Below are 22,704 nucleotides of genomic sequence, written 5' to 3'. Positions count from 1 at the left end.
TAATCGGATTCATTCATCGACAGGGCGGACAATATGGCAAAAGTGGCATTCATCGGTTTGGGCGTCATGGGTTTCCCCATGGCAGGTCACCTGGCGGCGGGCGGGCACGACGTCACCGTGTACAACCGCAACCCAGCCCGCGCGGCCGCCTGGCTGGAGCAGCACAAGGGCAGCAGCGCCGCCACGCCGGCCGCAGCCGCTGCAGGCGCCGAGTTCGTCTTCACCTGCATCGGCAACGATAACGACCTGTATCAAGTTATCCTGGAAGAAGGCGGCTTGCTGTCCGCCATGGCGCCGGGCAGCGTCCTGATCGACCACACGACGGCCTCGGCCGAAGCGGCGCGCACCATTCACGCTGCGGCGCAAGAGCAGGGCGTGTTCTTCCTCGACGCGCCCGTGTCTGGCGGCCAGGCGGGCGCGGAAAATGGCAAGCTGACGGTGATGGTGGGCGGCGACGCGCAAGCCTATGCGCGGGCAGAACCCGTCATCGCGCTGTTCGCGCGCGCCGTCACCTACATGGGTGCTTCCGGTTCCGGCCAGTTGACGAAGATGGTCAACCAGATCTGCATCGCTGGCCTGGTGCAAGCGCTCAGCGAAGGCATTGCCTTTGCGGAAAACGCGGGCCTCGATGCGGCCCTGGTGGTCGACGTCATTTCCAAGGGCGCGGCGCAGTCGTGGCAGCTGGAAAACCGGGGCAAGACCATGATCGAACGCAAGTTCGACTTCGGTTTTGCCGTCGACCTGATGCGCAAGGACCTGGGCATCTGCCTCGCCGAAGCCAGGCGCAACGGCAGCGACTTGCCCGTGACGACCTTGACGGACCAGTTCTATGGCGAAGTGCAGCAGGCGGGCGGCAACCGCTATGACACGTCCAGCCTGATCACCCGCCTCAGCAAGAAATAGATCGTCACAACGACACTTGAGCGGCGCGTCCCTGCAAAGGGCCGCGCCGCTCGTCGTTTACGCCCGCATCAACCATAAAACGTCAGTTTCCGGAACATCCGGTTTCGATTTTCATGGAAAATCATGGACTTCGTTAGCTCATCGTGTATTATTAAAAAACGAGATGAAATGTCCCAATTTTTAAAACATTATGAGCGGACCCGCATGAAAACCAACTCCTCAGCGATAACACGCGTTGTCGACAAGAACATTCCCTACCTGTCTTCCGCCGTTGCCATCTGGCGCCCCCGCGCTGTGTTGCGCAGCTGGCCCGGCGTGGCCATCGCGCTGGTGATCGCCCTGTCGGCCACCTTTATTTCCAGTAATTACGGCGGCCCCCAGCTGCTGTACGCGCTGTTCTTCGGCCTGGCCTTCCACTTCCTCGCCTCCGACCCCACCTGCAAGCCCGGCATCGAATTTTGCAGCAAAGTGCTGCTGCGCACGGGCGTGGCCCTGCTCGGCGCGCGCATCACCTTCAACCAGATCGCCTCGGTCGGCGTGACGCCCCTGCTGATCGTCGTCGGCGGCTTGATCGCCACCCTGGGTTTCGGCTACCTGCTGGCCAAGTGGCTGAAACGCCCCATCACAGAAGGTATTTTGTCGGGCGGTTCCGTGGCCATCTGCGGCGCCTCGGCTGCGCTGGCCATCTCGGCCGTGCTGCCGCAAACCAAGGAAAATGAAAAATTCACCCTGCTGACCGTGGTGGGCGTGACCTCGCTGTCGACCCTGGCCATGATCGTCTACCCGCTGCTGGTCAAGCTGCTGGGCTTTGACCCCACGGAAGCGGGCGTGTTCATCGGCGGCACCATCCATGACGTGGCGCAAGTGGTGGGCGCCGGCTATCTGGTCAGCAACCATACGGGCGACGTGGCCACCTTCGTCAAATTGACGCGCGTGGCTTGCCTTGTGCCCGTCGTCCTGGGCCTGTCGATCATGTTCAAGCGCAAGGATGGCAAGAGCGAAGTCGATGCGCCGCCGCTCGTGCCCTTCTTTCTGATCGGCTTTGTCTGGCTCGTCATTACCAACAGCCTGGGCCTGATCCCGCAGGAAGTGAATGGCTGGATCAACAATGCCTCGCGCGCCTGTCTCGTCATCGCCATTGCCGCGCTGGGCGTGAAAACCTCGTTCCAGTCGCTGGCCTCGCTGGGCTGGCGTCCCGTGATCATGCTGGTGATGGAAACGGTTTGGATCGCCGCCTTTGTCGCCATCGCCGTGCTGCTGGTGCGCTGATTCCTGGCCATCTGCCATGAAGATCCTCGTCCTCGTCCTCGGCGCCGGCGTGGTCGGCACGGCATCGGCCTGGTATTTGTGCCAGGCGGGTGCCGCGCTCTTGCGCGAGCTGGGTTGCCCGCGCAACACGGTCAGCGCCGACGAAGTGATCCGATTGGAACCGGCCCTGCGCCACGCGCGCCGCCGCATTGTCGGCGGCGACTTCACGGCCAGCGACGAATCGGGCGACGTGCATTTGTGTACCACGGCCTTGGCCGCGCGCGCGGCCGCTGCCGGCGTGGATTTTTGCTTTGGCACGACGGTGACGCGCTTGCTGGCGGATGGAGAACGCATCACGGGCGTGGAATGCATCGATGCGCAGGGACGCTACCGCCAGCTCTTCCGCAACACGGGCCACGGCACCCTGGGCTGACCATGGGCTGCGGCGCGGGCAGGGCGCTGGCCGACCTCGTGTCGGGACGACGGCCCGAAGTCGATTTTGCGTTTTGCGGCGAATCCCCCCGGCAAGATGCCGTTTTGGTTCAACTTAGGAGAGCACCACGATGAGAGACGACGCCACCCCCAGCCAACCACCGACCGGCCTGACCCTGGCCGGCACCACCTACCAGTCGCGCCTGCTGGTGGGGACCGGCAAGTACAAGGATTTCGAGGAAACGCGCCTCGCCATCGAAGAAAGCGGCGCCGAGATCGTCACCGTCACGATTCGCAGGGTCAATATTGGCCAGGAAAAGGGCGAGCCGAATTTGCTCGACTACATTCCACCGTCGAAATACACGATTCTGCCCAACACGGGCGGCTGCTACAACGCCCGCGACGCCGTCTACACCCTGCAACTGGCACGCGAACTGCTGGGCGGCCACCCGCTGTGCAAGCTGGAAGTGCTGGGCGACGAGAAGACCCTGTTCCCGAACATGCCGGAAACCCTGAAGGCGGCAGGGCAGCTGGTGAAGGATGGCTTCCAGGTGATGGTGTATTGCAGCGACGACCCCATCCAGGCGCGCATGCTGGAAGAGATCGGCTGCATCGCCGTCATGCCGCTGGCATCACTGATCGGCTCGGGTATGGGCATTTTGAATCCGTGGAACTTGTCGCTGATCATCGAGCAAGCCACGGTACCCGTGCTGGTCGATGCCGGTGTCGGCACGGCGTCGGACGCGGCCATCGCCATGGAGCTCGGTTGCGACGGCATCCTGATGAATACCGCCATCGCGGCGGCGCGCGAACCGATACGCATGGCGCGCGCCATGAAACTGGCAGTGCAGGGTGGACGCGAGGCTTACCTGGCCGGACGCATGCCCCGGAGAGCAGCGCTTATCCGCGCCTCGCCCTCGTCGCCGATGGCCGGGCTGATCGCCTGAGCCGCCGCATTTAGTGCAACGTGCAGCACCGTTGTTGATTCCTGTTGATTTCTGTTGATTTTTTGCTTGAAGAACGCACGATAAAAACCACAATACCTGGAGATGACATGAAACACACACTCGTAGCGGCGGCCATCCTGGCCACACTCGTCGCCGGCAGCGCCAGCGCCCAATCGTCCGTCACCGTGTACGGCTTGCTCGACGCGGGCCTGACGTCCGAACACGGTGGCGCGGAAGGCTCCGTCACCAAGCTGGCCACCGGCGTGCAGTCGGGCAGCCGCATCGGCTTCAAGGGCACGGAAGACCTGGGCAACAACTTGAAGGCTAATTTCCTGTTGGAAAATGGCCTCGACCTCGATACGGGCGCCAACCGCCAGGGCGCTTTGTTTGGTCGCAAGGCCTACGTGGGCCTGTCCGGTGACTTCGGCGCCGTGAATATCGGCTTGCAGCACAACCCGCTGTTCACTGCGCTGGACAATATCGACCCCTTCGAGACGGGCCTGACGGGCGCCTCGCTTAACCTGATGAGCGCGGCCAGCCTGCGCACGAAAAACGCCATCATGTACGAAACGCCGAAAGTGAACGGCTTGTCGGCCGCCATCATGCTTGGCCTCGGCGAAAAGCCGGACAGCAACACCCTGGGCCGCACCATCGACTTTTCCATCGATTACGCCAACGGCCCGCTGGTGCTGACCCTGGCGCACGACAACCGCAAGGACACGCCGCTGAATACGGCGAAAGTCACCTTGCTGGGCGGTACCTACGACTTCGGCCCCGCCAAGCTGCACGCCGCGTATGAAACGGACAAGGACGATGCGGGCACGGATTTCCGCGATGTCATGCTGGGTGTGTCGGCCCCCGTGGGCGCGGCGGGCAGCGTGATGGCGTCTTACATCAAGAAGGATGACCGCACGAACCTACGCCGCGGCGGGCGCCAGCTGGCCATCGGCTATACCTATGCCTTGTCCAGGCGCACCAATCTGTACACCTCGTACGGACGTATCAGCAACGATGGCGCGGGCACCAACTTCGTTGGCGACGCATCGAGCGGCGGCAGTGTGCCCTTGCCGGGCCATAACTCGAGCGCCTTCACGGCCGGCATGCGCCTGAAGTTCTAAGGCGCAGCGCAGCAGGTATCGATGGCGGGCTGTCTGTTGCGGATAGTCCGCCATTGTTGTTTCAGCAGTGGTGCACATGCACGGATTCCGGATTCAGGAATGAAACAGTCCGATTTTTCATTAATTTTCATTGACAGCGCTTTTCGCAACCGTTAAATTGAACACGTATTTCAAATATCGGAACAAAATATACCGATTTTTCATAAAACCGTAAGGAGACTGTGCCATGACCGATTTGTCCGACCAAAAAGCCGCCGCCGCTGCCGCAGTGAATCCTCCTGCTCCAGTAGGCCCGCAAAAGATGACGCCTTCCGAAGCGTTCGTGGAAACCCTGGCCGCCAATGGCGTGACCGATATGTTCGGCATCATGGGCTCGGCCTTCATGGACCCGATGGATATCTTCGCCCCCGCCGGCATCCGGCTGATTCCCGTCGTGCACGAGCAGGGCGCCGGCCACATGGCCGACGGTTACGCCCGCGTCTCGGGCCGCCACGGCGTGGTCATCGGCCAGAACGGCCCCGGCATCAGCAATTGCGTGACGGCCATCGCTGCCGCCTATTGGGCGCATACCCCGGTCGTCATCATCACGCCGGAAACGGGCACGATGAGCATGGGCCTGGGCGGCTTCCAGGAAGCGAATCAGCTGCCGATGTTCGAGGAATTCACGAAATATCAAGGCCACGTGACCAATCCGGCCCGCATGGCGGAATTCACGGGCCGCTGCTTCGACCGCGCCATGTCGGAAATGGGCCCGACGCAATTGAACATCCCGCGCGACTATTTTTATGGCGAAATCAAGGCGGAAATCCCGAAACCGAACCGCCTGGACCGTGGTGCCGGCGGCGAGCAAAGCCTCAACGATGCGGCCGAACTGCTGGCCAGGGCCAAGTTCCCCGTCATCATCTCGGGCGGCGGCGTGGTCATGGGCGAAGCGATCGAAGAATGCAAGGCGCTGGCCGAACGCTTGGGCGCCCCTGTCGTCAACAGCTATCTGCACAATGACTCGTTTCCCGCCAGCCACCCGCTGTGGTGCGGCCCGCTCGGTTATCAAGGATCAAAAGCAGCGATGAAACTGATCGCCCAGGCCGACGTCGTCATCGCCCTCGGTTCGCGCCTGGGACCGTTCGGCACCCTGCCGCAGCATGGCATGGATTACTGGCCAAAGAACGCCAAGATCATCCAGATCGATGCGGATAACAAGATGCTGGGCCTGGTGAAAAAGATTTCGGTGGGCATTTGCGGCGACGCCAAGGCGGCCGCCAAAGCGATTCTTTCTCGCCTGGATGGCAAGACGCTCGATTGCGATGCGACGCGCGACGAGCGCTATGCCACCGTGCAAGCGGAAAAGGCCGCGTGGGAAGAGGAATTGACGAACTGGACGCACGAGAAAGATGCGTACAGCCTGGACATGATCGAAGAGCAAAAGAAAGAGCCGGGCAATTACCTGCACCCGCGCCAGGTCTTGCGCGAGCTGGAAAAAGCCATGCCGGAAGACGTGATGGTGTCGACCGACATCGGCAACATCAACTCGGTGGCGAACAGTTATCTGCGCTTTGAAAAGCCGCGCAGCTTCTTTGCGGCGATGAGCTTTGGCAACTGCGGCTATGCGTTTCCAACCATCATCGGCGCGAAAGTGGCCGCACCGCACCGTCCGGCCGTGTCGTATGCGGGCGACGGCGCCTGGGGCATGAGCCTGATGGAAACGATGACCTGCGTGCGCCACAACATTCCCGTGACGGCCGTGGTGTTCCACAACCGCCAGTGGGGCGCGGAAAAGAAAAACCAGGTCGATTTCTACAACCGCCGCTTCGTCGCGGGTGAACTCGACAACCAGAGCTTCGCGGAAATCGCGCGCGCCATGGGCGCCGAAGGCATCACGGTCGACAAGCTGGAAGATGTGGGTCCGGCCTTGAAGAAGGCGATCGATATGCAGATGAATGAAGGCAAGACCACCATCATCGAAATCATGTGCACGCGCGAACTGGGCGACCCCTTCCGCCGTGATGCGCTGAGCAAACCTGTGCGTCACCTGGACAAGTACAAAGACTACGTGTAATCAGTCAGCAGTCTGCCCGATCCTTGTATGACCCCGGCTTGCCGGGTTTTATGTGCCGGAACCATGGTTCATTCTTCATGCCTCATGCTTGCATGGTTCCGGTACTTTTTTTACCGAATTGGAGTCGCCATGAAAGCCATGCACCGCATCATCGCCCAAGCCCGCGCCGTGCCGAAAAAAATCGTCTTGTGCGAGGGCGACGATGCGCGCGTGCTGCAGGCGGCCGCGCGGGCAGCTGCCGAAGGCCTGGCGCATATCACCATCGTTGGCAAGCCGGCCGTCATCCTGGCCTTGGCGCGCGAACATGCGCTGGACCTGGACGCCGTGCGCCTGGTCGACCCTGCCACTTCCGAGGAGTCGGAACATTATGCCCAGCAATTGTTTGTGCTGCGCCAGGCCAAGGGCATGACGGTGGAGCAGGCCAGGCTCGCCGTGCAAGACCCGCTGTGCTACGCTAACCTGATGGTGCGCCTGGGCGACGCGGACGGCTGCGTGGCGGGAGCCGTGCGCACGACGGCCGACGTGGTGCGCAGCGCCATCCAGATCATCGGCGTCGATCCGGCCTTCAAGCTGGTGTCCAGCTTTTTCCTGATGATGCTGTGCGAACCTTTCCACAGCCTCAAGGGCGGTTTCATTTTTTCCGACTGCGCTTTAGTGGTCGATCCGAAGGCGGAGGAATTGGCCGACATCGCCATGGCCGCCGCCGACAGCGCGCAAGCCTTGCTGATGGAAGAGCCCCGAGTCGCCATGCTGTCGTTTTCCACCAGCGGCAGCGCCCATCACGCGGCCGTCGACAAGGTGCATGCAGCCACGGACCGGGTCAAGGCCCAGCGTCCGCTGCTGGCCATCGATGGCGACGTGCAGCTCGATGCGGCCATCGTGGCCGAGATTTCCCAGCGCAAGGTCAAGGATTCCGTCGTCAACGGACGCGCGAACGTGCTGGTGTTCCCGAACCTCGATGCAGGCAATATCGGCTACAAACTGGCCGAGCGCATGGGCGGCGCCGTCGCCATCGGCCCCTTGCTGCAAGGCTTGAACAAGCCGGCCAACGATCTGTCGCGCGGTTGCAGCGCCGACGATGTGTATAACGTGATCGCGGTCACATCCGTGCAGGCCCAGGGTGGGCGCTGAGTTGTTCAGCCTGCCCGTGCTGGCGCTGCTGGGCGTGGTGGCGGTGGGCACGTATTTCCAGACTGTCACTGGCTTTGGCCTGGGCATGATCGTCATGGGCGTGGCCAGCGGACTGGGCCTGGCGTCCGTGCCCGCGCTGGCGGCCCTCGTCAGTCTGTTGTCTTTGGCGAATTGCCTGGTGGCCTTGCCGGGCGCCTTGCACCACCTGGACTGGCGCGCCATCCGCGCGGCCAGCATCGGCTTGCTGCCGGCCATGGCGGCCGGCGTGTTGTTATTGGGATATCTGGACCAGGCATATGCGCCCTTGCTGAAGCTGCTGCTGGGCGCGGCCATCGTGTATGGCGGCGTCAGCATCCTGCTGCAGGCGCCGCCGGGACCGGGCGCGGCCGACAAGCGCAGCTTCTTCATCAGCGGCGTGTGCGGCGGTCTGTTTGCGGGCCTGTTTTCGCTGGCCGGGCCACCGCTCGTGTACCAGTTTTACCGCCAGGAAATGAGCCTGGCCACCATCCGCTACAGCCTGATTTTTTTGTTCGCCATCAGCGCGGGCGGGCGCTCGCTGATGGCGGGTAGCCAGGGCCAGCTCGATGCGAAAGTGTTACTTTTGTGCCTGCTGGCCTTGCCTGTCGGCGTGCTGGCCACCATGGCCGGCAAGCGCTACCCGCCACCGATCGCCCAGCGCGGCATGCGCCGCATCGCGTTTGCCGTGCTGACCTTGATCGGCCTTTCCTTGATGGCGGCGGCCGTGCCGCGGCTGCTGGCCTAGGCTCAGGGGCGCACGGCGGCGTCGGCGAAAAAGCGGTAGCCGGCGTTGCGCGCCGTATTGATGGGCAGGGGCAGGCCCGTGGCTTGTTCCGTCTTGCGGCGCAGGCGGCGGATCTGCGTATCGAGGCGGCGCTGGTCGTAGTCGAGAAAATCCTCGCCCAGCGATTGCACGATCTGCTGGCGGCTGACGATGCGTTCCGGCTCGGCCATCAGTACCTGTAGTACGGTGGCATCCTGCTGCGACAGGGAAATAGGGCCGCAGCCCGGCGGCAACAGCCGGCGTGATCTCAGTTCGAGTATCCAGGTGGCCGGCGCCTGCGCTTCGCCCAGGCGCCGCTGCAATGCGGCCAGGGTGGCGGCCAGCTCGTCGAGGTCGGTGCTTTTCGGCAGGTAGTAGTCGGCACCGCCGCCCAAGCCGCTGATCTTGTCCGGCGTCGTGCCACGCGCCGTAAACACGACGATGCCAAGCTGGCGATCCCGCGCGCGCAGGGCCCTGACCAGTTCCAAGCCGTCGCCATCGGGCAGGCCCAGGTCGATGACGGCGATGCGGTGCTGCGCGGGCTGGTAGCAACCATGAAAGCTGGCCAGGTCGGCGACGGCGCTCACGCGATAACCGCAGTCGCCAAGAAATTCAGTCAGTTCTTGCCGCAGGACGGCTTCATCTTCAAGCAGGATAAGGTTCAGCATGGCGCAAGGATAACCGATCGCCCAAGTGGCGTGAAGGCAACTTGTCAGTGCCTTGATCTGCCTATGATAAGCTGCGCCGCCATGACTATCCTGCTTGCCATTTTCTTGTTCGCTTCCAGTATGTGCCCGCTGGTCACGTGGGCCGCCTCTGTCCCGTCCCCACTGGTGCTACCGGAAAGCGGGCAAGCGGTGTCCGTCACCGGTCACATGCTGATGCTGCGCGAGCCGGGTGGTACGCTGGGCCCGGGTACGGTGCTGGCGGTACCCGGCTGGCGTGCGTTGCCGGGTGCCGTCAGTGCTGGCTACACGGACGATGCCGTCTGGCTGCGGCTGGACGTGGCGCGCGCCGCGCATGCACCCGAGGAGTGGGTGTTGCGTTTCAGCAACGCCGTGCTCGACGATGTGCGCCTGTACCGACAGGATGCGGCGGGACAATGGACCCTGCAGGCGGCCGGGGCGGACGTGGCGCGCGGTGCCTGGCCCGTCGATGCGCGCCAGGTGGTGTTTCCATTTCGCCTGCATGATGGCACGACTGAACGCTGGCTGTTGCGCCTGCACAGCAAGAAAGCCATGTCAACGGAACTGACCTTGTGGCCGCGCTCGGCGTTCGACGATGCGTCGCGCCGCGAATACCTGTATTACGGCTTGCAGTTCGGCAGCTATCTGTTGCTGATCCTGTTTCACATCTTTTTCTGGCGCATGACGCGGGAAGCCCACAGCGGCTGGTACCTGCTGTATGTACTGAGCAATGCCATCACGGAAGCGTTGACGATCGCCATTCCACAGCAGATTTTCAGCATGCCCAACTGGCTTTCCGATCCCCTGCTCGGGGTGTCGATGGCCGCTTCCCTCGTCATCGGGGCCCGCTTCTCGACCTTGCAGCTGGAACTGCCCGCCCTATATCCGCGCTTCAGCCGCGGCGTGGTCGGCGTCACGGCCGGCGCCGCCCTGGTCGCTACCTTGCTGGTGCTGTCCGGCCAGTATGCCGCCGGCGTGCTGGTGGTGCAGGGCGCGGCGCTGCCGCTGATCGCCATTTTCGTGGCGCTGGCCACCTGGCTGGCCATGCGGGGCCACCGTCCGGCGCGCGCCTTTTTGCTGATATTCGGCATTTTTTACGCGGGCGTGCTGGTCAGCTTCCTGCGTAACATGGCCGTGCTGCCACCGAACTTCTGGACCAACCATGCGGCCACGCTGGGGGCGTTTGTCCACATGATGCTGATGAGCTTGCGCCTCAACCGGCGCTATGCGGAATTGCGCCGCGCCAAGGATCAGGCGCAAGCCGAAGCCGTGCGCGCCGTGCGCGCCATGAATGAGCGGCTGGAAGAGCAGGTGGCGCTGCGCACGGCCGCCCTGCGGCAGGAAATCGGCCGGCGCGCCGCGCTCGAAGGCGAACTACGCGCGGCGCTCGAAGTGGAAACGCGCACGCGCGAGGAACAGCAGGATTTCGTTGCCATGGTGTCGCATGAATTCCACACGCCATTGGCCATTATCAATACGACGGCCCAGCAAATCGCCCGCAATCCCGAAGCGTCGTGGGACAAAACCTTGCAGCGCTGCCAGAACCTGCGCGAGGCCAGCGGCCGCATGGCCGCCCTCGTCGATGAGTACCTGAGTGCAGACCGCATGGAAACGAGCGCGGCCACCTTCCGCCCCCAGTGGTGCGAGCCATGGGCGCTGATCGCGTCCCTGCTGGCCGAGTGGCCGGCAGGCAGGGTGGAGGCCAGCCTGCGCGGCTTGCCCGAGCGCCTGCAATGCGACCCCGGCCTGCTGCGCGTGGCGCTGCGCAACCTGCTCAGCAATGCTGACCGGCACGCGCCGCAGGCGCAGGCGATCCGTTTCGACGCGGCCATGCGCGCCGGTGGCGGCATCGACTTTACCATCAGCAATGACGGCGACGCGCTGCCCGCCGATGAGATTCCCCGCCTGTTCCAGAAATACTTCCGTGGCCGCATCGCCCAGCACAAGCCTGGAGCCGGACTGGGCTTGTACCTGGTGCGGCGCATCGCCGAACTGCACGGTGGCCAGGTTACGCTGGAACGCACAGGTAGCGACGGCATCGTCAGCTTCTCGCTGTACCTGCCGGCCTGATTTCATGATGACATTCCCGACTGATTCAGTCGGGAATTGCTCAGGTTTGCTCACTTACAAATCTGCAATTTTTGTTATATTTCACCCAAGAAATTTCTGTAGCTTTTGGCTATGACTATGTAGCACAAGGCAACAGAAATGGCGTCTGGGAGAGACGGGCTGCCGTATCGCGCATGCGCAGCCGTTTCCCCATCCGTGAGCGTCCCCCTCCTGCCGGAGATAGGGGTTGCGCGCGGCTGCGTCCCCCCTCCACACCGACAAGGATTTACAGCATGCATCGTCACGCATCACTCAACCATATTTACCGGCTCGTCTGGAGCCACGTCCTGAATGCCTGGGTTGCCGTCGCCGAGACGTCGCGCGGACGCGGCAAGGGCGCGCGCCGCAGGCTGGCCGCCGCCGTGGCGGCTATCGGGGCGCTGGCGCTGGGCGGGCCCGCCTGTGCCGGGCCTGCGGGTGGAAAGGTAGTGGCGGGCACGGCCACCATCAGCCAGTCCGGCGGCACGACCACGGTGCGGCAGGCGAGCCAGCAGGCCACGCTGAACTGGTCCAGCTTCAATATCGGCAGCCAGGAAAGCGTCAATTTCGTCCAGCCATCGGCCAGTGCGCTGGCCGTCAACCGCATTCTTGACAGCAATGGTTCGCAAATCCTTGGCCGCCTGAACGCGAATGGCCAGGTGTATCTGATCAATCCGAACGGCATCCTGTTTGGCCGCACGGCGCAGGTCAACGTGGGCGGCCTGGTGGCCTCGACCCTGGATGTGGATGGCACGAGTTTGCGTAGCAACAAGCATGTCTTCAGCGGCAAGGGCGGCGGCAGCATCGTCAATGAAGGCACGATCCGCGCGGCGGACGGCGGCTATGTGGCGCTGATCGCGGCCCGCATCGTCAACAGCGGCACGCTGGCCGCGCGCGGCGGCAGCGTGCTGATGGGGGCCGGCAGCCAGGTCACGCTGGACGTGGGCGGGCCCATCAAGCTGCAAGTCGCGCAGGGCGCGCTCGACACGCTGATCGAGAATGGCGGCGCGATCCAGGCCGACGGGGGGCGCGTATTCCTGACGGCCAAGGCGGCCGGCGAGCTGACGACGAGCGTCATCAACAATACGGGCGTGATCGAGGCGCACACCCTGGCCACGGGCGAAAAAGGCCAGATCGTGCTGCTGGGCGACATGGAGCGCGGCAGCGTCAGGGTAGCTGGCAAGCTCGACGCGAGTGCGCCGCAGGGCGGCGACGGCGGTTTCATCGAAACGAGCGCGAACCACGTTGCCATCGGCGCCGCGCAGGTCAGTACGGTCGCGCCGCGCGGCGCCACCGGTACCTGGCTGATCGATCCGAACGACTTCACGGTCGCTGCCAACGGCGGCAACATGACGGGGGCTGAGGTGTCGAATGCGCTGGCCAGCAATAATTTCGCCATCATGACCAGCAGCATGGGCACGACGGGGGGCAATGGCGATATCCACGTGAATGACGCCATCACCTGGTCGGCCAACAAACTCAGCCTGATTGCCGAGCGCAACATCAACATCAATGCGAACCTGAATGCGACGGGCAGCGGCGCGCTGGCATACCAGTACGGCCACGCCACGGCCGATGGCGCGGGCAGCGGCTACAAGGTGGCGGCAGGCGTGGCTGTGAATATCCCCTCGTCCGGCGCCTTCACCTGGCAAAAAGGCAGCGCGGGCAAGGTGAACAACCTGGTGCTGAACAATGGCAAGGTGCGTTTCGGCGATGGCAACGAGGATTCCTTCACGGCTGATGGCCTGCTGAAAACCCCGTTTTACTTTGATAATACCAGTGCCGACGGAAATGGCTGGTACCAGCTGACTCTGGGCCGGCCCTTCGAGTTTGCCGTGGCGGCAGGCGGCGATGGCGGCACGTCGTGGAATGCGAATGGCGAGTTGCTGATCGCTAATGGCAGGAGTGGCATAGGCGGCATGCCAGGCATGCCGGGCGGCGATTATTCGGCCGCGCTGAGCAGCCGCTCCCTGAATATCGCCGGCTACCAGGAGGGGCAGGGCACGGTGGTGACGTCGGGCACGCTGACTTTCCGCACCCTGAACCAGTCGGCACGCGTCACGCATACCTATGCCCTGAAGACGGGCGATTCCTTCGTCAACATGGATAGCCGGCTCACCAACCTGAGCGAAACGCCATTGACGAACGTGCGCATGTGGCTGGGCACGGGCGATGACTTTATCGGTTCCTCCGACGCCAACTACAAGATCAAGGGCAATATCGTCGCGGGCGCATTTGCACCTTTGACCGATGGCAAGAACGCGTCGAATGCCATCATGGTCACGGAAACGGACAGCACCACGTCCGGCTCCGCCATCCTGTTCTATTCCACGACGGCGGGCGTCGACACCGTGCATAGCCGGTGTTGCGCCTTCTCGAATGCCATCGTGCAGGATCCCCGCACCACCTCCGTGGCCTCGGGCCGTACGGACGGTAGCTACGCCATGTTCCTGCGCGCGGCCGACCTGGCCCCGGGCCAGTCCGGCGGCATGTCCGTCTACTATGCGGCCGCGCCCGTGGCGCAGCTGAACGATGCCATTACCTCGGTCGACAATGCCGCCGGCAATGCCTCCAAGCCCGTCTACATCCGCCTGACCCCGGGCAGCAGCGTGTACGGCGACGTGCCCGTCTTTAACTATGCGCTGTACGACGCTCTGAGCGGCGGCCAGTCGGTCACCGATGCCAGTGCCAGCGGCACCATCTCGTGGCTGGGCGCGCCTACCGCCACCTCGTCGGCCGGCGTGTACACGATCACCTATGACACGGGCCTCGTCCTGGGCAAGACGGGCTATACCCTGACGCCGGGCGGCCCCGTGTATTGGACGGTCGCGCCGCGCGTGCTCGACGTGGCCGTCAGCAAGACGTACGACGGCAGCGCCACCTTCAATGCGGGCTTTGTCCTGTCGGGCCTGGTCAATGGAGACCGCGCGCCCGGCGTCACCGGCACGGTCCGCGTCAGCGGCAGCAACGCCGGCCGCTACAGCGGTTTCGACACCAGCACCTTGAGTTTGTCGAACGGCAATTATGTACTGGGCAGCGGCGCCAGCGCCAGTATCGAAGCGCGCGCCATCGCCGTGACGGCCGATACGAAAAGCAAGGTGTATGGCGCAGCGGACCCCCGCCTGACGTACCAGGTAACGGGCGGTAGCCTGGTGGATGGCGACAGCCTGGACGGTGCGCTGCGCCGCGCGGCGGGCGAACAGGTGGGTAGCTACGCCATCGACGCTTCCGGCCTGGCCAACGGCAACTATGTGGTCACGGCGCACAATAGCAGCCTGAACATTGCGCCGGATCCCTCGCTGGAAAATGCGATCCGCCTGGCGCAACGCCAGGTCACGACAGGCACCAACGATGTGCCGGCGGGCACGACGGCCAACTTGGCGGCACCGCTCCTGCCGGGCGTGGCTGCCGGCAGCGCGCCCGATGGTACTGCCAGTCAGGTCGGCGGCCTGCTGCTCATTGCCGTGGCCGACGAGGCGCAGCCGACGCCGGCTGCCGGCACCTTGCTGGCCGCCGTCGGTGGCACCGACAGCGCCGGTTTTACGCGCATCCGCGTCGTCAACGGCGGCATCCGCCTGGCGCCTGCGGCACCCGTGGCCGAAGGCGTGGCGCAATGATGGCACTGAATCAACCTACAAAAGTATCTATGAAAAAACATCAACATCCACAAGCGACACGTCTTGCCGTGGCGCTGGGCCTGGTCTTCCTGCCGTTCGTCTCCATTGCGCAAGCGCAAGTTCCGCCGGATGCGGGGCAAACCCTGCAGCAGTTGCAGCCGCCGCTGGCGCCGCCCCGCGACAGCCAGCCGTTGACGATCCAGGCGCCACTCGATGCGGCACCCGTGGCGCCCGGCGGGCCTGCCGTGACCTTGCGCGCCGTCAGCCTGGCGGGCAACTCCGTCTTCAGCCAGCAGGCGCTGCACGCGGTGCTGGGCGATGTGACGGGCAAGACGTTTGACCTGGCCGGCTTGCGCAGCCTGGCCGGGCGACTCAGCGCGTTTTACCATGCCAGCGGCTATCAGTTTGCCCGCGCCATCGTGCCGCCGCAAGGGCTCGAGCACGGCGACTTGCGCATCGACATCATCGAGGGGCGCTACGGCGCGATTCGGGCGGAAGGCGATGACGCCGCGTTGGCACGCCAGGCGACGGGTTTCCTTGGCAGCTTGCAGCCTGGCAGCGTGATCGCCAGCGCGCCGCTCGAACGTGCCGCCTTGCTGCTCGATGACTTGCCCGGCATCCAGGCCAGCGCCACGATGCGTCCGGGCGAACAGGCGGGCACGGGCGACCTGATCGTCCAGGTGGCGCGCGAGCGGCGCATCAGCGGCGACATTGGCCTGGACAACGCCGGCAGCCGCTACACGGGGAAAAACCGCGTGCGGACGAATGTCGATATCCGCAGCCCCTTCCTGCTGGGCGACCAGATCAGCGTGCGGGCCCTGCTCAGCGAGGAAGAATTGTGGCTCGGTTCGCTTGGCTACAGCCTGCCGCTCGGCGTTTCCGGCTTGCGCGGCAGCGTGGGGTACTCGCATACCAGCTATGTGCTGGCGAAGGAATTTGCCAGCCTGCATGCAAACGGCACGGCCAAGGTGGCCAGTGCCGGCCTCAGCTATCCTATTCTGCGTTCGCGGCTGGCCAACCTGACCCTGAGCGCCTTCTACCAGTCGAAAGACTTGCAGGATAACCGCGACAGCACCGCCACCTATGAAAGCAAGTCCAGCAAATCCTTGCCGGTGGCGCTGCAGTTCGATTACCGCGATGGCTACGACGGCGTGACGTACGGCAGCGTGAGCTGGACTCCGGGCAAGCTGAAGCTCGATGCGGGCCTGGCGGCCATCGATGCATACGGCACCAGGGGCAGCTTTCACAAGTTCAACCTCGACCTCGTGCGCCTGCAATCCTTGCCTGCCGGCTTCAGCCTGATGGCCCACCTGGCCTGGCAACAGGCGAACAAGAACCTCGACTCGTCCGAGAAGCTGAGCCTGGGTGGCGCCAGCGGCGTGCGCGCGTATCCGTCCGGTGAGGCGACGGGTGACGAGGGCGGCCTGGCGCAACTGGAACTGCGCTACGGCGCCGGCGCCTGTGTGCCGTATGTGTTCATGGATGCGGGGCGCATCAGCGTCAACGCCAAGCCGGTGGTGGCTGGCGATAACCGGCGCAGCCTGCGCGGCGGTGGCCTGGGCTTGCGCTACCAGTACCAGGCATGGAGCGCGGATGCGGCGCTGGCCTGGCGCACGGTGGGCGGCCGGCCGCAGTCGGAGGCGAACAGCGATCCCCAGCCACGCGTCTGGCTGAACCTCGAGTACCGCTTCTAAGCGGACAGTTGCAAGGCGCACGATTGAAACGTGCGCCTTGCAAAATAATCAAACTGCCGTTATATTCCCCGTTCTTTCTCGAACCTCTTCCGTATTGGAGCCAAAAGTGCCTCGCTACTTCGCCATCACCTGCTAACGCTGACGAAATGCTCTTTGCAGCATCGTTCGGCGCGTTGACGCCCCCGATTGCTGCGGCACTGCTCCATCCGCACACGTATCCGTGACGCTAGTCTCGATCGTCCACGCCCGAACACGTCGTCAGTATCCCTGACCCTGTATGGACACGCCCCGGTGAACGCGGCGTGGGACGCTATGTTTTTACAATCTTTACCCTTATTCAAATACCCGCGCACGCCGCACCTGGAAGGCTCGCGCCTGCAGGACGGCGACGACGGCTCCGACCAGATGCCCCTGAAAAAGCTGGCCGGCCAGTACGTCGTCATCGAGGAAAAAATCGATGGCGCCAACTCTGCCGTGTCGTTCAGCGATGCGGGCGAGGTGCTGTTGCAGTCGCGCGGCCACTACCTGGCGGGCGGCGGCAGCGAACGCCAGTTCAACCTGCTCAAACCGTGGTCGCACGCGCATGAACACGCCTTGCTGCATCTGCTGGAAGATCAATTTGTGCTGTTTGGCGAATGGTCTTACAGCAAGCATTCCGTGTTTTACGACCGCTTGCCGCATTATTTCAACGAGTTCGACGTGTATTGCCGCCGCAGCCAGATGTTCCTGTCGACGGCGCGCCGCCACGCCATGCTGGCCGGCTCGCCCGTGCTGTCCGTGCCCGTGCTGTATGCGGGCTTGATGCCCACGTCGCCGAAACAGCTATGGCAGCTGCTGCGCCATTCGCTGGCCAAGTCCCGGCTGTGGCGCGACGCATTCGAGGGCGTGGTGGCGCGCGAACGCCTGCCGCTGGATCTGTGCTGGAAGCAGACGGACAAGTCCGACCACGCGGAAGGCCTGTACCTGAAAGTGGAAGACGACGAGCAAGTGCTGGCCCGCTATAAGCTGGTGCGGCATGACTTTACGCAAACCATCCTCGACAGCGGTTCGCACCACAGCACGCGGCCATTGATCCCCAACCAGCTGGCCGACGGCGTCGACCTGTACGCGCCGCAGCCGCTGGTCACGTGGGAAAGCCTGGGTTTACATACCTGCCAGTCGCTTGATGAACTGGCAGCCTACTCAAGGAGTACAACATGATGCACTGGAAAACCCTGCAGCAACTGGTGCCGCCAGCGGGCCAGTCGCCCGATTTCAACGCCTGCCTGGCCGCCTTTCCGCAACTGGAACTGGCGAAGACGACGCCACAAAATCCCGTCTACCACGCGGAAGGCGATGTGTGGACGCATACGATGATGGTGGTGGAATCGCTGCTGGCCATGCCCGACTACCAGGCTGCCACGCGCGCCGAACAGGAAATCGTGTTTCTCGCCGCCTTGCTGCATGACGTGGCAAAGTGCAGCACCACGGTGATCGACCCGGCAACGGGCGCCATCGGCCAGCCCGGCCATTCGCGCAAGGGCGCGCTCGATGCGCGCATCGCCCTGTGGGATTGCGACGTGCCGTTTGCCGTGCGCGAGGAAATCTGCCGCCTGATCAATGTGCACCAGGTGCCGTTTTTTGCGCTGGAACAATCGCGGCGCGGCGCGACGCCCGAATTTACCGTGCGCGAACTGTCGTGGCAGGTCGATATCCGCCTGCTGGCCATGCTGGCCGAGGCCGACATCCGCGGGCGCATCTGCCCCGATCCGCAGCGCATACTCGACGCCATCGAGCTGTTCCGCGAACTGGCGCGCGAGGAAGGCTGCTATGGCCAGCGGCGGGTTTTTGTCGACGATCACACGCGCGTCAAATATTTTCGCGGCGCCGAGGCGCATCCCGATTATTCCCTGTTCCAGGAGCCGGGTTCGCATGTGATCGTGATGTCGGGCTTGCCCGCGTCCGGCAAGAATACGTGGGTGGACAAGCACCATCCGCGCCTGCCCGTCGTCTCCTTCGACGATGCGCGGATCGCACTGGGCTTGAAGCACGGCAAGAACGAGGGGCTGGTGGGCGACTATGCGGAAGAGCGGGCGCGCGAACTGTTGCGCAAGGGCGAGCCGTTCGTGTGGAATGCCACGCATCTGTCCAAGCTGATGCGTGAAAAGACGCTCAACCTGTTGTACAAATACCATGCGCAGGTGGAACTCGTGTACCTGGAACAGTCGCGCAAGGAATTACTCCGGCGCAACGGCCAGCGCGATACTTCGCTCAGCAACAAGAAGCTGCAAGCGATGTTGTGGAACTGGGAAATCCCGCTGCCGATGGAAGCGCATACGGTGCGCTATGAGGTAGCTTGAGGCATTATCGCCTCATGCCCCGAGCATCTGCGCGATCTCGCCAAACAGCTCATTGTTCAGCGAGGCGGGCAGGGTGGTGGCCAGGCTGCGGCTGTAGTAGGCGCCCAGGTCCAGGCCCAGTCCCAGCCCGCAGATTTCCACGGCGCCCTGCGCTTCGCGGCACGCCACCACTTGTTTTAAATGTTGCGCCAGGTAAAACTCGTCGTTGGCCAGATTCGTGGCCGTATCCATCGGGCAACCGTCGGAGACGACGAGCAGGATGCGCCGTCGTTCCGGGCGCGCCAGCATGCGCTTGCACGCCCAATCCACGGCTTCGCCATCGATGCCTTCGCGGTACAGATCCGCCTTTAACAGGGCCGCGATGTCGGGCCGCGCGCGACGCCAGTTCGTGTCGCCATCCTTGAAGACCATGTGTACGCGTTCGTTCAAGCGGCCCGGGTTGACGGGTGAGCGGGCGCGCATCCAGTCGCGTTTGACTCGTCCCCCGTTCCAGGCGCCCGTCGTAAAGCCCAGCAACTCCGTCTTGATGCCCGCCTGGTCCAGCGCGCGCAGCAATATGTCCAGCAGCACGGCCACGGATTCCGCATGCGTCTTCATGGAACCGGAGCAATCGACGAGGAAGGTGACCAGGCAATCGGCCTGGGGCAGGAATTGTTCCTTGAGAAACAGCCGGCGCTCGGACGGCGAGCTGATCAGCTGCGCCAGGCGGCGACCGTCGATCGTCCCTTCTTCTTCGCCGAACGACCAGCCGTCGCGCTGGGGCACGGCCAGCAATTGCGTGAAACGCCGTGCCAGGCGTGCCGTGTTGATGCCCAGGCTGGCGATGCGACCATCCATGCGTTCGCGGTAGTCGAGCAGCAGGGCGCGGCGCACCAGCTCTGCCGCTTTTTCTTCGCGGTCGTAAGCCGTGGAGTAAGCCCTGTAGGCGCCATCGCCGTCGCCGAAGGCACGGCTGTCGCCCAGCAGGGCGCTAGCGGGAAGATTGTCGTTGTCGCTGTCGAAATCGAGCAGCAGCTTGAAGGCCGCCTGCGCTTTCGCGTCCTCGGCCGCGTTTTGCTGCTCATCCTGCGCCGCTTGCGCCTCTTTCAGCATGGCATCGACGGCGTGGCTGATGGCCAGCGCGTGGCGGGCAAAGGCAGCCTGGGCCAATCGGTGGCGGCGCAATCCCGCCAGGTCGCCACTAAGTTGCGAAGCAACGGACCAGCGCGTGGCCTCGATGACATCTTCCGTCTTTTCCAGCACGGGCCGGGCCGTCAGGCGCGACCAGCACATCTGGAATACTGTATACAAGAGCAAGCCGGAAGTGCCTTCGGCCAGGCCGGAATCGTAAAACGCATGCGACCAGGCCGTGAAGCGGTGGCGCAGATTGTCGATGACACCAGCGTGGTGCTCTGGCGCAAGCGTTTCCACTCTTAACTGTTCCAGCAGTTCGAAGACCAGGCGTGCCACGGGTTCGACCGGACACAGCGTTTTGTGCAAGGCAGCGTCCGTATGCAGCAAACGCAGGGCCACGCTGTCGGCCGCGCCGCGCAGCGAGGGCAAATCCTGCAGTGCTGCATCGGGCTGCAGATGGGCTGCGTGGATGGGCAGGGCGCGGTGGCCGTCGTGCAGGCGCCGGCCCCGGTAGCGGATGGCGGCAACGCCGCTCAGTGCCCGGATCGCGCCCGCGCACAGTTCATCCGTTTCCTGCTGCTCGCGCGTGTAGGCGGCAGGAACAGTTGCTTCGGCGCTCATGGCGTCGTCGCCAGCAATTCCTCATTGAAACAACGCTGGTAATACTCGGCCACCATGGGCCGCTCGGCCTCATCGCATTTGTTGAGGAAGGACAGGCGGAAGGCCAGCGCCGGGTCGCGGAAGATCTGGCAATTCTCCGCCCAGGTAATCACCGTGCGCGGCGACATCAAGCACGCCAGGTCGCCCGCTGCATAGCCGTGGCGCGTGAGGCTGGCCACGGCCACCATGGTGGCAGCCAGCTGGCGGCCGGCCTCGTCATTCATGGCGGGGACTCTGGCCAGCACGATTTGCGTTTCCTCGTCTTGCGGCAGATAGTTAAGAGTGGCAACGATATTCCAGCGGTCGATCTGCGCGTGATTGAGCACCTGCGTGCCGTGGTACATGCCGTTCAAGTTGCCCAGGCCCACCGTGTTCGAGGTGGCGAAAAGGCGGAAGTGGGGATGCGGCGTGATGACCCGGTTCTGGTCCAGCAGGGTGAACTTGCCGTCGCGCTCCAGAATGCGCTGGATGACGAACATCACGTCGGGGCGGCCCGCGTCGTACTCGTCGAAGATCAGGGCCACGGGGCGCTGCAGCGACCAGGGCACGATGCCTTCCTGGAATTCCGTCACCTGCTGCTGTTCGCGCAGCACGATGGCGTCCTTGCCCACCAGGTCCAGGCGGCTGATGTGGCCGTCGAGGTTGACGCGCACGCAGGGCCAGTTCAGGCGCGCCGCCACCTGCTCGATATGCGTGGACTTGCCCGTGCCATGCAAGCCTTGCACCATCACCCGGCGGTTGTGGCTGAAGCCGGCCAAAATCGCCAGCGTCACATCCTGGTTGAAGCGGTAGGCGGGGTCGATGTCGGGCACATGCGGATCGCGCTCCGTGAAGACGGGCACGAGCAGGTCGCTGTCGATATGGAACAGGCTGCGCACGGACTGCAGGGTTTGCGCCGCTGCGGCGGGGGGATGTTGGTGTGAATCTGGCACCTTGTTCTCCTGGTCTGGCCGCAGCATGGGTGCCGCAGCGGTTATGAATTACCTGCCGAATGAGCGGCTTGAAATGCGGCGTCGTCGTCCCCGCCCGTCGTCGGCATGGTTTCCGATTCGATGGCGGCCAGGGCTTGCGCCGCGCGCTGCAATGCTGGTAAGAAATGTAAAGCCTTGTCGTGCGTCAAACGGATGATGGGCGCCTGGATCGCCACGGCCAGGTTCGAGCGGCCGTTCGGATTCGGCACCAGCACGGCCACGCATAGCAGGCCGGGCAGGAATTCCTCGTCGTCCAGCGCGTAGCCGTTGCGGCGCACCAGTTCCAGTTCGCGCTCCAGCTTGACGGGGTCCGTCTCCGTCTTGTCCGTAAAGCGCGTCAATTCCATATGGCCCAGCAGGCGGCGCCGTTGCACGGGCGTCATTTGCGCCAGGAACAGCTTGCCGCTCGACGAGCAGTGGGCCGGCACGCGCGAGCCGGGATGCAGGTAGAAGCGCAGCGGGGCCGCCGTTTCCACCCGGTCCAGGTACACCACTTCGCTGCCGCTGAAGGCCGTCAGGTTGCAGCTTTCGCCCACTTCCTCGACCAGCTGGCGCAAGACCATGCGGCGGGCGCCATGGAAAGTGTTGTTAATCAGCAGGTTCGACGCCAGCCGGCGCAAGCGTACGCCCGTGCTGTAGTGGCGGCCATCGCTTTCGCGCTGCAGCACGCCCACGCTTTCCAGCTGTTGCAGCATGCGGTGCAAGGTGGGTTTCGGTAGCCCCGTTTCTTCCACCAGCGCTTGCAGCGACAGCAACTGGTCTTTCTCGGCAATCACTTCCAGCAAGGCAAACAAACGCATCGTGGGCGTGTCGCCTTCCAGTTTTTCTGGCTCAAGTTTTGGGGATGAAATCATGTCCATGGTTGCCTCGGTGTGTTATTTCATTTTCGAACTCAAATTGTACCGTTTCCTTGAAAATCT

17 protein-coding genes are annotated in these 22,704 nt (G+C 63.7%); 13 read left to right on the top strand and 4 right to left on the bottom strand.

Annotated features, from left to right (window positions below; all coding sequences use genetic code 11):
• The first annotated feature begins 33 nt into the window (after window positions 1–33).
• The 8 genes from ACQ4WN_RS21875 to ACQ4WN_RS21840 all read left to right on the top strand — a co-directional run bounded on the left by ACQ4WN_RS21875 (window position 34) and on the right by ACQ4WN_RS21840 (window position 8,598).
• Window positions 34–903: an NAD(P)-dependent oxidoreductase gene (locus ACQ4WN_RS21875; protein WP_436553423.1), complete on the top strand. Its 870-nt coding sequence runs from the start codon at window positions 34–36 to the stop codon at window positions 901–903.
• A 204-nt stretch (window positions 904–1,107) separates the two neighbouring features.
• On the top strand, window positions 1,108–2,172 hold the full coding sequence (locus ACQ4WN_RS21870) for a YeiH family protein (protein WP_436553422.1): 1,065 nt from the start codon (window positions 1,108–1,110) through the stop codon (window positions 2,170–2,172).
• Window positions 2,173–2,188: 16 nt separating this feature from the next.
• A complete protein-coding gene (locus ACQ4WN_RS21865) occupies window positions 2,189–2,584 on the top strand; it encodes an FAD-dependent oxidoreductase (RefSeq protein ID WP_436553421.1) in 396 nt (131 codons plus the stop codon).
• 130 nt (window positions 2,585–2,714) lie between these two features.
• Window positions 2,715–3,530, top strand: coding sequence for a thiazole synthase (locus ACQ4WN_RS21860; RefSeq protein WP_436553420.1), 816 nt, complete (start codon window positions 2,715–2,717; stop codon window positions 3,528–3,530).
• A 107-nt stretch (window positions 3,531–3,637) separates the two neighbouring features.
• Entirely contained in the window at window positions 3,638–4,648 is a 1,011-nt protein-coding gene (locus tag ACQ4WN_RS21855; protein WP_436553419.1) for a porin, read from the top strand.
• A 301-nt stretch (window positions 4,649–4,949) separates the two neighbouring features.
• Window positions 4,950–6,704: a sulfoacetaldehyde acetyltransferase gene (gene xsc, locus ACQ4WN_RS21850; RefSeq protein WP_436553452.1), complete on the top strand. Its 1,755-nt coding sequence runs from the start codon at window positions 4,950–4,952 to the stop codon at window positions 6,702–6,704.
• 129 nt (window positions 6,705–6,833) lie between these two features.
• Window positions 6,834–7,835 (top strand): phosphate acetyltransferase, encoded by a 1,002-nt coding sequence (gene pta, locus ACQ4WN_RS21845; protein ID WP_436553418.1) that lies wholly within the window; start codon window positions 6,834–6,836, stop codon window positions 7,833–7,835.
• A 1-nt stretch (window position 7,836) separates the two neighbouring features.
• Window positions 7,837–8,598, top strand: a complete 762-nt coding sequence (locus ACQ4WN_RS21840) for a TSUP family transporter (protein ID WP_436553417.1) — start codon at window positions 7,837–7,839, stop codon at window positions 8,596–8,598.
• A gap of 2 nt (window positions 8,599–8,600) precedes the next feature.
• On the opposite strand, the gene ACQ4WN_RS21835 is transcribed toward ACQ4WN_RS21840, so the two are convergent.
• Window positions 8,601–9,284, bottom strand: a complete 684-nt coding sequence (locus tag ACQ4WN_RS21835) for a response regulator transcription factor (protein WP_436553416.1) — start codon at window positions 9,282–9,284, stop codon at window positions 8,601–8,603.
• Between the two features lie 81 nt (window positions 9,285–9,365).
• On the opposite strand from ACQ4WN_RS21835, the gene ACQ4WN_RS21830 reads away from it, so the two are divergent.
• The 5 genes from ACQ4WN_RS21830 (at window position 9,366) to ACQ4WN_RS21810 (ending at window position 19,040) form a co-directional block, all read left to right on the top strand.
• Entirely contained in the window at window positions 9,366–11,372 is a 2,007-nt protein-coding gene (locus ACQ4WN_RS21830; RefSeq protein ID WP_436553415.1) for a sensor histidine kinase, read from the top strand.
• A gap of 272 nt (window positions 11,373–11,644) precedes the next feature.
• On the top strand, window positions 11,645–15,007 hold the full coding sequence (locus tag ACQ4WN_RS21825; protein ID WP_436553414.1) for a two-partner secretion domain-containing protein: 3,363 nt from the start codon (window positions 11,645–11,647) through the stop codon (window positions 15,005–15,007).
• A gap of 29 nt (window positions 15,008–15,036) precedes the next feature.
• Window positions 15,037–16,701, top strand: a complete 1,665-nt coding sequence (locus ACQ4WN_RS21820; RefSeq protein ID WP_436553413.1) for a ShlB/FhaC/HecB family hemolysin secretion/activation protein — start codon at window positions 15,037–15,039, stop codon at window positions 16,699–16,701.
• Between the two features lie 312 nt (window positions 16,702–17,013).
• Entirely contained in the window at window positions 17,014–17,901 is an 888-nt protein-coding gene (locus ACQ4WN_RS21815) for an RNA ligase family protein (protein ID WP_436553412.1), read from the top strand.
• The gene (locus ACQ4WN_RS21810; RefSeq protein ID WP_436553411.1) at window positions 17,898–19,040 is read left to right on the top strand and encodes an AAA family ATPase; all 1,143 of its coding nucleotides are present in this window, start codon (window positions 17,898–17,900) and stop codon (window positions 19,038–19,040) included. Before ACQ4WN_RS21815 ends, ACQ4WN_RS21810 begins: the two co-directional genes overlap by 4 nt.
• 12 nt (window positions 19,041–19,052) lie before the next feature.
• On the opposite strand, the gene ACQ4WN_RS21805 is transcribed toward ACQ4WN_RS21810, so the two are convergent.
• The 3 genes from ACQ4WN_RS21805 to ACQ4WN_RS21795 are packed head-to-tail and all read right to left on the bottom strand — an operon-like array spanning window position 19,053 to window position 22,638.
• Complete coding sequence (locus tag ACQ4WN_RS21805; RefSeq protein WP_436553410.1) at window positions 19,053–20,774, bottom strand: cobaltochelatase CobT-related protein; 1,722 nt, start codon at window positions 20,772–20,774, stop codon at window positions 19,053–19,055.
• Window positions 20,771–21,745: an AAA family ATPase gene (locus ACQ4WN_RS21800; RefSeq protein WP_436553409.1), complete on the bottom strand. Its 975-nt coding sequence runs from the start codon at window positions 21,743–21,745 to the stop codon at window positions 20,771–20,773. The genes ACQ4WN_RS21805 and ACQ4WN_RS21800 overlap by 4 nt, the downstream gene beginning before the upstream one ends.
• 41 nt (window positions 21,746–21,786) lie before the next feature.
• The gene (locus ACQ4WN_RS21795) at window positions 21,787–22,638 is read right to left on the bottom strand and encodes an IclR family transcriptional regulator (protein WP_436474645.1); all 852 of its coding nucleotides are present in this window, start codon (window positions 22,636–22,638) and stop codon (window positions 21,787–21,789) included.
• Window positions 22,639–22,704 lie beyond the last annotated feature (66 nt).

It is taken from the genome of Janthinobacterium pasteuri (assembly GCF_051380775.1).
Classification (GTDB): Bacteria; Pseudomonadota; Gammaproteobacteria; order Burkholderiales; family Burkholderiaceae_D; genus Janthinobacterium.
The sequence above is the reverse complement of the archived record's forward strand: the minus strand, read 5'-3'. Positions and strand labels throughout refer to the sequence as shown.

Bases quoted from the DNA above. Each gene is read 5' to 3' on its own strand.
- ACQ4WN_RS21875 (WP_436553423.1), top strand. From the start codon at position 34: ATGGCAAAAGTGGCATTCATCGGTTTGGGCGTCATGGGTTTCCCCATG.
- ACQ4WN_RS21870 (WP_436553422.1), top strand. From the start codon at position 1,108: ATGAAAACCAACTCCTCAGCGATAACACGCGTTGTCGACAAGAACATT.
- ACQ4WN_RS21865 (WP_436553421.1), top strand. From the start codon at position 2,189: ATGAAGATCCTCGTCCTCGTCCTCGGCGCCGGCGTGGTCGGCACGGCA.
- ACQ4WN_RS21860 (WP_436553420.1), top strand. From the start codon at position 2,715: ATGAGAGACGACGCCACCCCCAGCCAACCACCGACCGGCCTGACCCTG.
- ACQ4WN_RS21855 (WP_436553419.1), top strand. From the start codon at position 3,638: ATGAAACACACACTCGTAGCGGCGGCCATCCTGGCCACACTCGTCGCC.
- xsc (WP_436553452.1), top strand. From the start codon at position 4,950: ATGACGCCTTCCGAAGCGTTCGTGGAAACCCTGGCCGCCAATGGCGTG.
- pta (WP_436553418.1), top strand. From the start codon at position 6,834: ATGAAAGCCATGCACCGCATCATCGCCCAAGCCCGCGCCGTGCCGAAA.
- ACQ4WN_RS21835 (WP_436553416.1), bottom strand. From the start codon at position 9,284: ATGCTGAACCTTATCCTGCTTGAAGATGAAGCCGTCCTGCGGCAAGAA.
- ACQ4WN_RS21830 (WP_436553415.1), top strand. From the start codon at position 9,366: ATGACTATCCTGCTTGCCATTTTCTTGTTCGCTTCCAGTATGTGCCCG.
- ACQ4WN_RS21825 (WP_436553414.1), top strand. From the start codon at position 11,645: ATGCATCGTCACGCATCACTCAACCATATTTACCGGCTCGTCTGGAGC.
- ACQ4WN_RS21820 (WP_436553413.1), top strand. From the start codon at position 15,037: ATGAAAAAACATCAACATCCACAAGCGACACGTCTTGCCGTGGCGCTG.
- ACQ4WN_RS21815 (WP_436553412.1), top strand. From the start codon at position 17,014: ATGTTTTTACAATCTTTACCCTTATTCAAATACCCGCGCACGCCGCAC.
- ACQ4WN_RS21810 (WP_436553411.1), top strand. From the start codon at position 17,898: ATGATGCACTGGAAAACCCTGCAGCAACTGGTGCCGCCAGCGGGCCAG.
- ACQ4WN_RS21805 (WP_436553410.1), bottom strand. From the start codon at position 20,774: ATGAGCGCCGAAGCAACTGTTCCTGCCGCCTACACGCGCGAGCAGCAG.
- ACQ4WN_RS21795 (WP_436474645.1), bottom strand. From the start codon at position 22,638: ATGATTTCATCCCCAAAACTTGAGCCAGAAAAACTGGAAGGCGACACG.